Here is a 14283-nt window from a genome sequence, read left to right as displayed (position 1 = left end):
ACCACAAACGCCTCGTTAGGACATAAACATGCATTTTGACGCGCAACTCTGGGCGGCGACGAAGGGCTTCCGGGCCCGTATCGCCGCTGCCATCGCCCTCGGATTTGTTTCGCTGGTGCTTGGCATCGCAAGGTTCATCATCCTCGGCTGGCTGATCGCGCGTCTGTTCGAAGGCGCCCCACTGGCCGACCAGTTGGTTGCCATTGTCGTGCTCGTCGCTGTCATCCTGTCGCGCATGGGTCTTGAATACTGGCGCGCGATGGTGGCGCACCGTACAGCAGCCCTTATTCAGGACCGGGTACGGCTCAGCCTCTTCGACCAGATCGTTCGTCTGGGACCAGCCTGGCTCGCCGAGCGCCGGACGGGTAGCATCGCCCTTTCGACAATCGATGGCGTCGAACAACTCCAAGCGTTTTTCGGCCAGTTTATCCCACAAGTCGCCATCGCCTTTCTGGCGCCCGTGCTGCTGTTTGCGGTCCTGTCGTTCTGGGATGTCCCCGTCGCTGCCGTCATCTCGGTGGCCGCTATTCTCGCCTTGATCTTTCCGGTGATCCTGAAGCGTATCGGCGAACAGTCGACACTGCGACGCGTGCGTTCTTTCAAAGCTTTCGGCGCGGATTTTCTCGATGCCGTGCAAGGCTTGCCAACGCTCAAAGCGTTTGGCCAGAGCGCCGCGTTCGGCGAGCGGCTTGCCCTGAAAGCCAACCAGTTGGCCGACAGCACACTGTTCGTACTGCAAGCCGCCCTTATGAGCCGGGCATTCACGGACCTTGCCATCGCCGGTGGCGCTGCGGCTGCCATCGCGCTTGGCGCATGGCGCGTCAGCCACGGAGACATGAGTATCGAGGCCTTGCTCATCGTTCTGATGGCAGGGACGGAGGTGTTCCGGCCCTTGCGCGATCTGCGCTCCCTCCTCCATCGGGGCATGATGGCCAACGCAGCCGCTGTTGGGATCAAGGCACTGCTGCAGGCGACACCACCGCGCCCGCCACGCGAGACCTCTGCCACTCCGGATATCGAGCCGTCTATATCGTTCGAGAATGTGCGGTTCAGCTATTCGGACGAACGCGGTGCAGCCCTCAAAGGCGTATCTCTCGACGTCAAGGCCGGCGAGCGCATCGGCATTGTCGGCTACAGTGGCTCGGGCAAATCGACCATCGTCAAGCTTCTGCTACGGTTCTACGACGCAGATGCCGGCACGATCCGGATTGGTGGGCACGATGTCACAACGCTTGCTGCCGATCACATTCGCGATCAGATCGCCGTGGTGCAACAGGATACCTATCTTTTTTACGGATCGGTCGAAGACAATATCCGCATCGCCCGTCCCGACGCGACACCGCAACAGGTGGAAGCGGCTGCGCAGGCAGCCAACGCCCACCAGTTCATTGCTTCACTGCCCCAAGGCTATCGAACGCTTATTGGGGAACGCGGCCTCCGCTTATCCGGTGGCCAACGACAGCGAATAGCGATTGCCCGTGCCGTCTTGCGAGACGCTCCCATCCTCGTTCTCGATGAGGCACTTTCATCGGTCGACGCCGAGAATGAAAGCATTATCCAGGAGGCTCTCGATGATCTCTCAAAGGAGAGGACAACCATTGTGCTCGCGCATCGACTGTCGAGCGTGATCGATGCTGACCGTATCCTGGTGGTGTCCGATGGGCTCATTGCCGATAGCGGCACACATGCCGAACTGATCGCGCGTGACGGCCCGTACCGCAAGCTCATGGCCGAACAGATCGAGCTCAACCAGAGTGACGCTCTGCTCGACTTCGGCAAAGCCGTCACACCGCAGCAACAACGCGCGACAACCATCGTGACGACATCCTCGGCAAAACCTCAGCTGACCGAAGGGGAAAGAATTGCCGCAGGCCTGACCTCATTTCAGACACTGGGAACGCTGTTCAAACTGATCGGCCCGTGGCGCACGCAATTGATCCTGACCGTTACCTCCGGCGTGGGACGCGTCTATGCCTTGATCGGCGTCAGCACGCTGAGCGCTTTGACGGTGGCGGCAATCAAGACGGGCACCCCATTCGGGTGGTATCTTATCTGGATGGCGGCGCTGGTGCCTTTGGCAGCGTTCCTGCAATGGAATGAATCGTGGCGCTCTCACGACATGGCCTACAGACTGCTCGCCCAGATGCGTGTCGATCTCTACTATGCACTGGAAAAGCTTGCGCCCGCCTATCTCCTGAAGCGGCGCTCCGGCGATCTCGTTTCGCTCGGGACGCAGGACGTCGAGACGGTCGAATACTTCTTTGCTCACGTCGTGGCGCCGACGATGGTGGCGCTCCTTATACCACTAACCGTTCTGATCGCTCTCGCCTTCATTGCCTGGCCAACGGCGCTCGTGCTGTTGCCATTCCTGATCTATGCGGCCCTCGCACCGGTGTTCGAGCGCCGCAAAGTGGATGCTCTTGGCGGCCAGGCTCGCGCCGAACTGGGCGGACTCAACGCCTTCGTCGTCGACACCGTGCAAGGCATGGGCGAACTCATTGCGTTTCGCGCAGTTACTGCGCGCCGGAAGGCGTTTCACGACCAGACTGCGGAGTATCAGCGCACGAGGGTGGCGCTCAATGCGGACCTTTCGTTCCAGACCGCCAAGCAAGAGGTGGTTTCCGCTCTCGGATCAGCGGCAGTGCTCGTCACTGCGGCCTTCATGATCCATAGCCATGCGTTCGAGCCAACGCTTCTGCCGCTCGTCGCCCTGCTGTCTTCTGCAGCCTTCCTGCCCGTATCGGAACTGGCACAGGCCGCGCGACAGCTCGCAGACTCCATCGCATCGACGCGCCGCGTCCATGCCGTCCATGTCGAACCCATTCCGGTTGTCGATGGTCCGAAGCTCCTGCCGGATTCTACCGGCGGATCGGAACTTGAATTTTCGAACGTCTCCTTCTCCTACGACAATGCGGGATCGACCGTGCTCGAGGAGATTGACTTCAAGGTTCCGGCCGGCGCGCGGATCGCACTCGTCGGCTCGTCGGGAGCTGGCAAGACGACGATCGCAAACCTGGTGCTCCGCTTTTGGGATCCTCAGCAGGGACGCATTACAATCGACGGTCATAACCTGCGCGAAATCACGCTCGACAGTCTCCGCGAACATATCGCGCTCGTCGCCCAGGACACATACCTCTTCAATGCGACGTTAGCTGAAAACATTCGGCTCGCTCGTCCAGATGCCACTCAGGACGACCTGGACCTCGCCATCCAGCGGGCAGCTCTCACGGATTTTGTTGCGTCACTGCCAGCTGGCCTCGAAACGCCTGTTGGAGAGCGGGGCGTCCAGCTATCCGGGGGACAAAGACAGCGGATATCCATCGCCCGGGCATTCCTCAAGAATGCGCCCGTTCTGATCCTCGATGAGGCGACTTCCCACCTTGACGCTGCGAGCGAAGCTCATGTTCGAGCCGCGCTCGATGAGCTTATGGTCGATCGGACAACACTTATCATAGCCCACCGGCTATCGACGATCCGGGCAGCCGACCAAATCCTGGTGATGCGTGATGGCCGGATCGTCGAGCGGGGACAACACCGAGACCTGATGAACCTTGGCGGCTTCTATGCTGAGTTAATCGACCATCAGTCCGTTGGATTGGCTCAGGTCGAATACGCAGCGCTTGCGGGTCAGTGAATGGTCGCTCCGGTTGCCGGATTGCGGCCTTCACGCTCCGGAGTGTCCTTCAGCTTGAACTTTCCAAACGACGGGATCGACGTTTCAGCGCCAGCAAGCGCCGCGTCGGTGATCTGTTTAAAGACGCTTTCGACGATCGTCTTGGCCTGCGCCTTGGTGAGGTTTTGTTCGGCTGCGATCTTGTCGGCGATTTCATTGGTGGTGGTCATATGGGGACATCCTCATGGCACTTTCGCCAGTCTGGGAAGGTTTCAGTGCGTCGTGTGCGGCCGTACCGGTGTCATCGAACAAGGCCGGATCAGCCGCCTCCACTGGCCCGGAGCCGTCGATATCTGACGTGCACACGCGTGCCCGATCAGTTGGGGAAAGCCACACATCTCTCCTTCAAGGCGGTGGGGCCGGAACCCGCCCATATGAGCTGCCGAGTCGGTTGACTGACCGGAAGGCCACCTCGTCTGGGACGTACACGGTCCAATGCCCCCCATGCGGGAGGGTCTAAGTCTCAATCAGAATTTCGGGCGCCACCTCTGGAAGGATGGGGGTGCTGATCGGGGTGTAGAGATCGACATCAGCCGCAGTTCGTAACGTTGCGACAAGCGCGTAACGAACCGCTGTATTACCCCTTCTCTGACCGGTATTCTCCCGCCACCATCCGCCAGTCGGATAGATGGCGATAGCGTCACGCTGGGAGAGCTCGACGGCGTTTCCCTCCCAGATATCCCCATGCAGCGATCCCCGATTGCGAAGAACGGGACCAAGCGTCCAGCCTGCGTCTCCCGCCGCCCTTGCCGGCGGCCTGGCCCCGGCCGCGGCATTGATGCGACGCAAGAAGACATCGGGGCGCTCGTCGCCCGGTTTCAACGCAAACCGCAATCCATGCGAAGCGTAGCTGTGACGGCGTGTTTGGCCACGCTCCCCAGGATTGGGCTCAATGAAATAGCTGAGCGTGATCCGCAACTGGACCTGGGTTTCACCAAGAGCCTCGAGTTCCTCTGTTGGCCAGGGAAGCGCGTGCAGGACCATGTCCTTGGTCTCGATCTTGCTGCCCACGGTCTTGAATGGTTGCATCTCGTTCTCGATGACCATGGTGACATCGTTATCGAGACTTCCAAGGGCGCGCACCAGTGATGGAACCCCGAAACCGTAACGCCGCATCAAGGCATTCTTGTTGATCCCGCCCAGATGGGCTTTCATCGTCGGTGTCCATTCGGCCGAATGGACGATCAGCGCCCTGACCGTTTCAGGCCACAGAGTGCGACGCTGAGCCAGGATCTGCGCGCCCATCCTTGCCGCGAGCGCAGTTGCTGCGCTGGTCTCGCCGGTCGTCGTGAACGCCCGGTGCTCAGGCGTCCGATAGGTCGTCAGCAGCGCGAGATCGTCAAGGTGATCACCAATGAGCGTCGCCGGATCTACGCCCAGATTGCCACCCTCGAAGACGACATCGGGTTTGAGGGGCCAATCGTGGTTCCAAGTGACGGAGGTACGGCTACGTGGCATGAGATCGCCGACCTGGGCCATGACACCCCATCCGTTGAAGACAGGGTCGGTGATTGTCGTCTTCTCGGTAAATGCTCCGACCGTCAGCACATTCCACGCCTGGGCAGGGCTTTCGATCGGCGTGATATCGTTGCGGACGAGATAATCGTTCTGATGGATATCCTCACGAATGTTGCCGGCGGAGACTGCAATCAGGCGCCGCGCATTGTCGGCGCCATAGGCGAGTGCGTCGAGAGCTGCAGACCATGACGACGGACGGCCGCGCCAGTGATCGCCATCGCTGGTCAGGGCAAGGCAGATGGCGCGAGGCCGGTTCGGTGCGACGATTTCGGCACGGGCGATTGATTGGGCGGTGATGGCGCCGAAGAGATCGGGGTCATTTGCACCATGGTCGGGCAGAATCTTTACCGACTCCAGCCGGTGCGTCAGGATGATCTGCCCGGCTCCGGCGAGAACATCGCTCAGGTCACCATAAATGGCAACGCCGGAAAGCTGGGTCCCATGGCCGCCGTGCCCCTGATTGCTCGTGTCTTCGACGTTCCAGCCGGGATCGAATGCCTGCTGATCCACTGCTGAGAGCGCCGGGAGGATCAAAGGGTGACGTCGGGTAGAGCCTGAATCGAGAAGGCAGACGGCGGGTCCGTCGCCATTGTTGGCTACGATGCGATCTGCCGTCTCCGCGGCCCAGGCGCGTTGCTCGGCGCCGTCCATTTCCATAAAGAAGGCGGGTGTATCACGAGCGGTTCTGAGCTCTGCGATCGTGTCGGTGTGCGCAATGATCCGCCCGAGGGTTTCGGCGCTCGCGTGGACGATCAACACCTCCCGCTCCGGAAACTGCAGGGCGTGTTCACGCACCGGCAGCTCCAGTCGCTCAGCCGCAGCCGCAAAGGTGTCTCTGGTCCCGAGACGCAGCCAGACCTCCCACCAGACGGCCGTACCGGGCACCGGAAAGAACGCCTCGTCATCCGTATAGAGGGATCTGGCCACGGCAAGGCGCGCGGTCTCAAGCGAGGCTACGAGCACTTCATTCTTGGGTCCGTTGTTTTTTTCGACGATCTCACCGTCGACCTCGATCCGTTGGATCCGGTCCTGGTCGCGATATTCGGCCACCTTCTTGAGGTAATAATCGCGCTGGCGTTCGGGGACGAAGACAGTGGCGGCGATTGAGTTCCCTCCCTCTCCTAACGGGCGAACGCTAACAAGTTCGATCGGAAACTTGCCCTGCCGGTTTTCGAGCTTATCGACGATCTCGCTCTGGGATGAAGGGAGTTCGAACTCAAGATAGAAACCTGGCGTTCCACCCGCAAGGTCGGGCTCGCGAGCTCTCAATTGCGCTTCCGCGTCTGCCACCGCGCGGGTAAGGGCTTCTGTCAGCTTTACAGCATGCTGAGCCCTATCGCGCGCCGGAACGGTTGTGCCGCCACCTCCGCCTCTGGCGGTGTAGTCCTGGATGTTCCCGTGACCGGGCAAATAAACGTGTGGGAGTGGACGCGGTGGTTCTTCTGCCATCGATTATTGCGACGCCGCTCCTTTGCGTTCGGCTATCGCGAGGGACAGATCGTTCTGGGTGATGCGGTCCCGGTCGGACAGGACGACGAGTTTCGCGGCGTCGGCCGCAGCGCGGGCAATCTCGGCCTGGCTCAAACCCGCAGCATCTGTAACCGCTTTTGTCCAGTTGATATCCCGGGTGTCGAAGCTGGAAAGGCGCGCCTGCAAAATCCCGGTCGCGACCTCAACGCTCGGCAATGCATACTCGATGACGTCATCGAACCGCCGAAAGAGCGCTGGATCGAGCAATTCCGGGTGATTGGTCGCCGCCACCACCAGACCGTCACTCTCATCCTCTTCCAGGAACTGAAGGAATGAATTGAGGACACGCCGGATCTCGCCCACGTCATTGCGTTCCGCGCGCTTCGCGCCGATGGCATCGAACTCGTCGAAGAAGTAGACGCCTTTGGTTTCAGCCATGGCGGAGAACACAAGCCGCAACTTCGAGGCGGTCTCCCCCATGAACTTCGTCATCAAACCATCGAGTTGCACAGTGAACAACGGCGTATGGAGTTCACCGGCGAGCGCAGCCGCGGTCATTGTCTTTCCGGATCCGGGGGGACCGATGAGCAACAATTTGCGCCGTGGGGCGAGCCCATGGCTGCGAAGCTTATGTTGTTGTCGCTGCTCGAGAATAACGCGCTTCAAACGAGCTTCGAGCTCTTCTGGAAGGATCATGCTCGACAACCGAACGTCAGTGTAGCGGACCGCAACCAGGTTCGCGAGGTCACCGCGTGGCTGCGCAATAGGAACAGGGGCTTTCTTGCGCCCAGAGGTACGGTCTTTGTTGGCGCGCGCTGCATCGACAAGCTCGCGCAGTTGCACAGCCACCTTTCCATGGCCTCTGCGAGCCTCACTCGCAGCAGCCTGCAATGCAATCGTCAGGAACTGCTCATCGTCGCCTTCGACGTGGCTCTTCAGAAGCGAGATCAACTGCTGCGCCGTGGTCATGACGACTGAGCTCGGTTCATGGGTCGAGCTCCTACTGATTGAAGGGTCCACATTTGCGTCATCGTGATCCTCTCGCGGCGACTTTTAGGCACTTTCGAGAGATACACGCCTCTCCCCAAGAACTGGTTAAAATCGAGTTTATTGATCGCCATAGCGAAAAGCAATTTAAACGAAGCAACAGTTCCCAACATTTGAGACTGTAACGAGAGTAACCTCTCCGCATATGCTTAATGGTCATCTTCACACGGTTATCCATCGATCTCAGCCTCTGCTGCTGCGTTGGCGATCGAGACCAGCGTCGAACGCATCCAAGCGGGAGCCCGAACCGTATTGGATGCTAGCGTCTTCTTGTCGCTGGCCGACAGTCGACGCGAGGCGATCTGCGCAACGTCGGCGGCACGCATCGCCCCGACGTGACGAAGGGCCTGGATAACTGTGCCGGCAGCACTGCCCGGAGCAATAAGATGCTTGGGCGAAGCGTGGCGCAGATCAACGACGCGCTTATCGAGCACAACACGGCGCGACGGGCCATCAGTCAGATAGATGCTCTGCGCCGGGACCTGTGTTGACAGGCCAAGGGCGTTCGCTGCGCGGGCACCGGCGATCTGTACCTGGGATCCTGTCTCCCGCGCCAACGCTTGCGCGACATCGTCAGGGGTCGGCGACAGCGGGCCAAGTTGCGGATGGACCTTCGGGAAGTCGTACAAGCCTCGCGTCAGGCGCCGAAGCTTTCCACTCTTTGCCAACCGGGAAAGGGCTTGGTCGACGGCCGACCGCGCGGCCACGTCCAGGAAATCACTGGGCGTGAAAACGCCGCCGCGTCCGCCGGCACGGGCACGCTTCATAATCTGATTAGAAACTGATGTCGCAGCACTTTTCATCTGTCAGAAAATAGCGTATCTTTTTCTGACATGCAAGCTCCCTGTTCAACGGCTGCAACGGAGCGGACCCCTGCCACACTGACATTCGGAAACATAGGACATTGGTGAATATCAATCCCCCACGTTGGAACCAACTCAGGAAGACCCGTCGCGCACTCCAGGCAGGCCCTGTCGGCTCGAAGCTGATGAGGTGGAACGGCCCTTCTCAAACGGCATCAAGTGCCTAACGTGGTCGTGTTGAAACGCCACAAAGAAGAAGGACCGCTCCATGGAGAAGGAAGGCAATGGCAAGGTGATAGCGAAGACCATGGCCGAGCAGCCTGAGCGGTTCGGAGACCTTCGCGGCAAGTCTGGCCTGTTTGGTGATAACAAGGAGCGGCAGGCCGCCCTGCATTATGCAAAAGCGGTTGCCACGCATATCGGTAGTTCTGCTGAAGGGTGGGAGTGGCGCCTAGGAGAGGAGCGGAAATCCGAGCAGTGGCAGCGCGAAAAACGCGATGTTGTCGAGGTTCCCGGCCTCTCGCCGCGTAGCGCCGAAATCATCGCTCAGATGGATAAGACCCCGGTCGAGAAACGCGGTCAGTTTATCGAGGCGCTGCGATCGTCTCCCGATGGCCAGACCGCGCTCGAGGACGCCAAACTGGTCGCCAATGCGCTCACGCGCCGGTTCGGTCATTCAGACCCTCGTAACTTCGCCAAGGAACTGGAGCAGCGTCCGGAGCTGGCGAAGCAGGCCGAGCAGATCAAGACCATTGCCCGCATGGTGGAACGCACGCGCATGGCCGAGCTGACCCATGACCATGTGCTCAAACAGCAGCTCACCCGGTCACAGGGGCTTGGACTGAGCCGATAGCAGGGATCATGGCCACCAACACCGCCATCAGCCGCCAAGGCTAAACAATCTATCGTTCCATTCGCGGTTGTTGATCTTGCCAGCGCGATATTCGTAGTTCAGTTCCAGTCTGTGGCGGGCCTCGTCTTGCGTTTTTCCCCAAGAGCTTTGGATCGCCACCTTCCTGGCCATCTCAGTCCTTGGTCGAGCGTGGCACTGCCATTGATCCCGCTCCGTCTGTGGCGCAGAACAGATTATTTCGTAATCCCCAAATTTGGGAAATCGTGGGTCCTTGGTGCATAGGCTCTCAACGGTTCCGCCGAAGCGTTGAAATCCGCACTCAAACGTTTCCCTCATGTCCCAATGTTTTTCTTCGGGGTCGGCCGGGGCTTGAATTCTGTCCGACAGACCAGACCCACAATACGGGCATTGGTATTCTTCGATTTGTTCCTGCAAGTCCTCCATTTGATCACGCAGCTCTTCAATCTCATCCTGGAGTTTTTGGAGCGTCACACCACTCGCCATTTCTTCGAGTTCGGCACGGGGATGCAGGCTGTAAAGATCAGGCCTAACGAGGCGAAGAATTTGTATCGCTGCCTCGTCGGCGTCGATGTGCTGAGTGTCGATTGCCATCTTGTCTGCCAGAGATGGCCTGATCGCAGCCACGTCAGCTCTGGTCACACCTAGCCAAATCGGCACAATTTTTCGGTCTTCCTCCACGTTGAGTCCAATTAGCGCGTGTAGTTCGTGCTGCGTCCATTTCCGATCGACGAATGAAGGACTGATGACCACGATACCAAAGGCAGACTGAGCCATACCCTTGTCGATCGCCCCGGCTATGCTGTCACCAAGGCCAATAGAGAACTCGTCGTACCAGACGTTGACTCCTAGTCGGCGCAAAGCCTCAGCAAAGGGTCGAACAAAGCTGTCTTTGTCGGGCGAGGCGTGACTGATAAATACGTCGTATTTTTTCGCCATGCCCATCTCCTTCCAAGGCCAGTGTGATATCCGAGCGAAATCTACAGGAAGAACTGCCCCTCCGCTTCATAGCCTTCGGGTTTTGGATCGGGAACTGCACAAAGCTTTTCCTTCATGTCAGCCCGAAGATAGGTGTCGAATACATTGTGCTTGCCATGTCCCTGAAGGTGCTTCCCGGTTTTCCGCTCAAGCCAGGCGCTGGCGGTCGCGCCTACAAATTTCGGGTAATGGGCTCGCTTCGCTAGCGGCTTGCTGAGACTGAACGTCTCGCGAGCATTCCCTAAGGATTCTGCCTGAGGATGTTTCGAATGGTCGTAGTTCCACCAGACCGAAACGCGCAGCTCTCCCACGCTGATACTATTCCAGAGTACCACGGACGGAAATCCGGCAAGACCGGCAAACAGGTGACCATCCTCGTCGGTCGGAGCATCACCAAGCGGCGCCTCAAGGGATATTCTGCCCTGCTTAACTGCCTCATTTACGCCTAAGACGAGCAATTTCCGGTAGTCATCCATATACCCCTCCTCTGATTATCGGACATACAATGTGAGCGTTTCACCCTTGTCGTTTTCATATTCGTGGCCGCTTTTCACAAAGCCAACTCGTGGCAATACCTTGTGCATGGCCGCGCTTGAGGTGGTTGCAAACAAGCGCTCGCCAGCTGCTAAAGCAACAACTGCGTTCACCAGTTTCGAGGACAAGTTCTGACCCTGAGTTGACGCATCCACGACGACGTAGCCCAGCTCGTAAGGATAATCTTTTTCAGGGATCGGAAACCCGGCGCTTTCACCTATCCGCGCTCTGTAGCTTTCGACAGGGATTTTCAGAGCTGCAATGCCAACAATCGTTCCACCACGCTGTAGGTAGACAAGAGCCTTTGCATTCAGGAGGCGCTTTTCGACTTTGGCCGGATCAGCAGGAATAGCGCCGCCTCCACGGATCAGTTCCACAAATCTTGCGAGGCTATCTTTCGGCAGTTCACCGGGCGCGCACGTGGCGAGGGCATCATCCTGCATGCCTACACTTCCCTTTTGTTTGAAGGCATCAAGCAGGTCAGGTCGCGTTGCCAGCAAGAGTTCGACGTTGATAGCCATCGCTTGCGCGCGGGCCTGATCGCCGTCACGTTCATAATCCGCTTGGCGATTTATCATGGTGTGGAAAGCATTCCTCAGGAATATATCTGAGCCACGGCGTGGGGGTAACACGGCTTGAAACATGGCGGGCAGGATAATCGCCGCTGCCAGAGCACCGACGCCTTGTTGCCAGCCATTCAAATACCAAACCCACGCTGCATCAGCGAACAACGCAACCCATACAGCGATGGTGAAATTCGTGAGCCAAGGTGGCGTCAGCGTATTCTGGTACTGGATCGGTTGTACACGTAGCCCATGCTTTTCGGCCATGAGTGCGCCTGCTTCTTGCAGCGTCGCCGAGTAAGAAAGGGCCTTACCTGCGCCAGCCGCAATGACAATTAATATGACCCATTGAAGCATCCCGCGCCCTCAAATCTTTGCAGCATCACCGCTGCATTCCCGCCTCTTGCCGTTGTATACTTGGGATGCTTCATCGCATAGTGGCAGTGCTAAATAATAGCCCATGATCCGACGCAGCAGAGGATTGCCCGTGCCCCAAATGACTGATCCCTCGGATGTCCTAAAATCGTTCCAGACCGCGCTTTCAAGCGGTGAAATACGATTGCAACGCTGCGAGCTGAATCCAGAGATGTATGTGCTGCTCGATCATCCCAACGGCGAGCCTCGGTTCACATATGTCACGCTTGCCGGCCGGACGGTGACCGCGCTCGCGATGTTTGTGGTTTCCAGCCCAATAGAAGGGGTTCCATGTTTTCACATGGGTTATGCCGTACCCGAAGCCTACAGAAATCAAGGACGTGCAAAACGTATCGTTGAGGCCGCAATAGCTGAGCTGAAAAACGGATTTTCCCGGGCGAATATCAGAAAGTTCCACGTCGAAGCGGTAATCGGGGAGGACAATCACGCGTCGCGGCACGTGGCTGAGGTTGCGATCTCAAAGACACCGATCGCAATAACTGATGAGGTGTCGGGACTTCCTGCATTTCACTATGTTCGTAAGGTTGATTAAGGGAATAGGCCCGGCGCAGGTCGAGCTTGCGCAGCAGGCGTTCCCGAGTTCTCACCTGATCGACAAATCCGAGGGCGTGGTGCAAAATTCGGTCCTGAACTGATGCGGAAATCGAACGCATGAACTTGAAACCGCCTCCGGTCGACAAGGGACAAGCCGGCCTCGACGAATTCCGCGAGAAAGCGAAACTCCACGAGCTTTCGCTCACAAACCGAATGAGCCGAGAGTTTTATCGGGCGGACCTATCTAAGTGGCAGAAGCTCTACGCAACCTTGGCGGCAAAGCGAGAGCCGGGAAGCAACGCCGCGTCCCACTTCGCCTCACTGTCGATGCTCTGCGGAGAACTTCTGGATAAATACGGTTTCGAGCCGCCGTCAAAGAAGCGGACGCTGAAGGAATTTACCTCCGTCCGGCTTGTATACCCAAGGTTTCCCGATGATGTCACTCACAGGCTCCATTTCCTTGAGGGACCTGGCGCGCGACGCCGTCGCGCCATCGATTTAGCTTCGCACGCTACCTTCCTTTCACAACAGATTTCCGGAGCCGGCCACGTTCTCGTCTCGGTTGGGACTCGGCCCGATGATGTCAGGTTATTCGAACGGCTGGTCGAGACGATCGGAGAAGGTCTGTTCGGCGATCCGGCAAAGTCTGGCTTCGATGCGGAGCGCAAAAGCGCCCAGTGGCCCAGCGGTACGGACACCCCCTTGGAAAGGATCTGGCGGGACAATAACCGGGCGCGCGGATATAGCTGGCAGGCACGGGCTTTGGGCGATCAGTTCCAGGGTGTCGACGGCAAAGGGCTTCCGAAAGACCTTCCGGACGTGAAGTCCGCGCCCCCTTGGGATCCAGACCCCAGGTGGCAACAAGTTCTGAACTTAACGGAAGCGAACCGGCTCTCTGAGGCGATGGATCTTGTCGACGCCATCCCGGGGCGTGACCGCGAAGCGCTTTTGGACGAGGTCATATATCTGAAATTTCTGACGGACCGCGAGATCCGGGCCGACGATGTCAGGCTGATCGCTCGCAAGCATGCGGCGGCATCGCTGATCTCTGGCCGCCTGCTCGACGAGTTCGACACATTCATCGTCTACTTTGATCAGGAACTGCAGGACGACCCGCCTGTCCTTTCGAAACTAATTCGATTTGATCGGGACTACGGCCAAGGAATGATCCCGGTGCCGCCTCCCGCGTCGGACTGGCCGGTATACCGAGCATATCAGGCTCAGTTCACCAACTCTTCCGCACCTCGCGGCCGGATCTTCGCGGTAAACATCGATGTCGGCTTCAATAACGTTGAGAGCCTGCTCGCTGGGCATATGGCGTTGGCAGAGGACGCGTTCCGCCGTGATCGATCTATACCGGAGATCGGTGCGAGCGGACGGATTTCCGAAATCGCCCTCCTCGACCTCCTTCGGAAGCTTTGGCCAAACGCCAAGCACCAATGGCGTCCGTTGTTCCTCGGCAGGCAGTCGATCGACATATACATTCCGGAGATAAACTTGGCGATCGAGTATCAGGGTCATCAGCATTACGAGCCGGTCGCACTGTTCGGTGGCGAGGAAGGCTTCAAAAATGCGCAACTTCGAGATGAACGAAAGCGACTGCTCTTGGGAGCGAACAACGTGCGCCTGTTGGAGTGGCGATATGATGCACCGATAACGCGGGAGGCACTGGTGTTGAAGCTCGCCAATATGGGAATACCTTTGCCACTTGGCAAATGAAGAAAGCCTTCTTGAGCGGGGCTGCTCTATCGGGAGGAGTTCAAAGAGTGAAACTGACTTTCGTTCCCGGTAGGGACGCCCATTTCTGAGCGCCCCCCGGACAGATCCGAGCGAGCCCAATTCGGGCACTCGGCTCCT

General features: G+C 58.5%; 9 protein-coding genes and 2 pseudogenes. 4 read left to right on the top strand and 7 right to left on the bottom strand.

Features of this window, described 5'->3' with window-relative positions; all coding sequences use genetic code 11:
• Positions 1-28 precede the first annotated feature (28 nt).
• Positions 29-3634, top strand: a complete 3606-nt coding sequence (locus DXT96_RS25280; RefSeq protein WP_153516998.1) for an ABC transporter ATP-binding protein — start codon at positions 29-31, stop codon at positions 3632-3634.
• Here DXT96_RS25280 and DXT96_RS25275 read toward each other — a convergent pair.
• From DXT96_RS25275 to DXT96_RS25260, 4 genes and pseudogenes are all read right to left on the bottom strand, one after another.
• Positions 3634-3843: pseudogene (locus tag DXT96_RS25275) on the bottom strand (HU family DNA-binding protein); the annotation flags it as partial. The gene DXT96_RS25280 and the pseudogene DXT96_RS25275 overlap by 1 nt on opposite strands.
• 286 nt (positions 3844-4129) lie before the next feature.
• Complete coding sequence (locus tag DXT96_RS25270; RefSeq protein WP_153516997.1) at positions 4130-6640, bottom strand: S8 family peptidase; 2511 nt, start codon at positions 6638-6640, stop codon at positions 4130-4132.
• Positions 6641-6643: 3 nt separating this feature from the next.
• Positions 6644-7630: an AAA family ATPase gene (locus tag DXT96_RS25265; protein ID WP_153516996.1), complete on the bottom strand. Its 987-nt coding sequence runs from the start codon at positions 7628-7630 to the stop codon at positions 6644-6646.
• A gap of 248 nt (positions 7631-7878) precedes the next feature.
• On the bottom strand, positions 7879-8475 hold the full coding sequence (locus DXT96_RS25260; RefSeq protein WP_153516995.1) for a DUF6088 family protein: 597 nt from the start codon (positions 8473-8475) through the stop codon (positions 7879-7881).
• A 304-nt stretch (positions 8476-8779) separates the two neighbouring features.
• On the opposite strand from DXT96_RS25260, the pseudogene DXT96_RS25255 reads away from it, so the two are divergent.
• A pseudogene (locus DXT96_RS25255) lies at positions 8780-9364 on the top strand (BID domain-containing protein); the annotation flags it as partial.
• A 27-nt stretch (positions 9365-9391) separates the two neighbouring features.
• Here DXT96_RS25255 and DXT96_RS25250 read toward each other — a convergent pair.
• From DXT96_RS25250 to DXT96_RS25240, 3 genes are read right to left on the bottom strand one after another with little or no spacing between them, the layout of a single operon-like run.
• Positions 9392-10321 (bottom strand): toll/interleukin-1 receptor domain-containing protein, encoded by a 930-nt coding sequence (locus DXT96_RS25250; protein WP_174113216.1) that lies wholly within the window; start codon positions 10319-10321, stop codon positions 9392-9394.
• A 41-nt stretch (positions 10322-10362) separates the two neighbouring features.
• On the bottom strand, positions 10363-10836 hold the full coding sequence (locus DXT96_RS25245) for a hypothetical protein (protein ID WP_153516993.1): 474 nt from the start codon (positions 10834-10836) through the stop codon (positions 10363-10365).
• A 15-nt stretch (positions 10837-10851) separates the two neighbouring features.
• On the bottom strand, positions 10852-11814 hold the full coding sequence (locus DXT96_RS25240; RefSeq protein WP_153516992.1) for a GNAT family N-acetyltransferase: 963 nt from the start codon (positions 11812-11814) through the stop codon (positions 10852-10854).
• A 139-nt stretch (positions 11815-11953) separates the two neighbouring features.
• Here DXT96_RS25240 and DXT96_RS25235 point away from each other — a divergent pair, with 139 nt between their 5' ends.
• Both DXT96_RS25235 and DXT96_RS25230 read left to right on the top strand, forming a co-directional pair.
• Positions 11954-12424: a GNAT family N-acetyltransferase gene (locus DXT96_RS25235; protein WP_153516991.1), complete on the top strand. Its 471-nt coding sequence runs from the start codon at positions 11954-11956 to the stop codon at positions 12422-12424.
• A 119-nt stretch (positions 12425-12543) separates the two neighbouring features.
• Positions 12544-14145 carry a hypothetical protein gene (locus tag DXT96_RS25230; protein ID WP_153516990.1) on the top strand — a complete coding sequence of 534 codons (1602 nt, stop codon included), beginning with the start codon at positions 12544-12546 and terminating at the stop codon, positions 14143-14145.
• Positions 14146-14283: the final 138 nt, after the last annotated feature.

The sequence above is a fragment of the Agrobacterium sp. ICMP 6402 genome (genome assembly GCF_009498615.1).
Classification (GTDB): domain Bacteria; phylum Pseudomonadota; class Alphaproteobacteria; order Rhizobiales; family Rhizobiaceae; genus Agrobacterium; species Agrobacterium burrii.
Note: the sequence above shows the minus strand (reverse complement) of the source record. Positions and strands in the feature narration are given on the sequence as shown.

What these genes read in the sequence shown, in the direction of transcription:
- DXT96_RS25280 (WP_153516998.1), top strand. Translation starts at nt 29, where the DNA reads ATGCATTTTGACGCGCAACTCTGGGCGGCGACGAAGGGCTTCCGGGCC.
- DXT96_RS25270 (WP_153516997.1), bottom strand. Translation starts at nt 6,640, where the DNA reads ATGGCAGAAGAACCACCGCGTCCACTCCCACACGTTTATTTGCCCGGT.
- DXT96_RS25265 (WP_153516996.1), bottom strand. Translation starts at nt 7,630, where the DNA reads ATGACCACGGCGCAGCAGTTGATCTCGCTTCTGAAGAGCCACGTCGAA.
- DXT96_RS25260 (WP_153516995.1), bottom strand. Translation starts at nt 8,475, where the DNA reads ATGAAGCGTGCCCGTGCCGGCGGACGCGGCGGCGTTTTCACGCCCAGT.
- DXT96_RS25250 (WP_174113216.1), bottom strand. Translation starts at nt 10,321, where the DNA reads ATGGCGAAAAAATACGACGTATTTATCAGTCACGCCTCGCCCGACAAA.
- DXT96_RS25245 (WP_153516993.1), bottom strand. Translation starts at nt 10,836, where the DNA reads ATGGATGACTACCGGAAATTGCTCGTCTTAGGCGTAAATGAGGCAGTT.
- DXT96_RS25240 (WP_153516992.1), bottom strand. Translation starts at nt 11,814, where the DNA reads ATGCTTCAATGGGTCATATTAATTGTCATTGCGGCTGGCGCAGGTAAG.
- DXT96_RS25235 (WP_153516991.1), top strand. Translation starts at nt 11,954, where the DNA reads ATGACTGATCCCTCGGATGTCCTAAAATCGTTCCAGACCGCGCTTTCA.
- DXT96_RS25230 (WP_153516990.1), top strand. Translation starts at nt 12,544, where the DNA reads ATGAACTTGAAACCGCCTCCGGTCGACAAGGGACAAGCCGGCCTCGAC.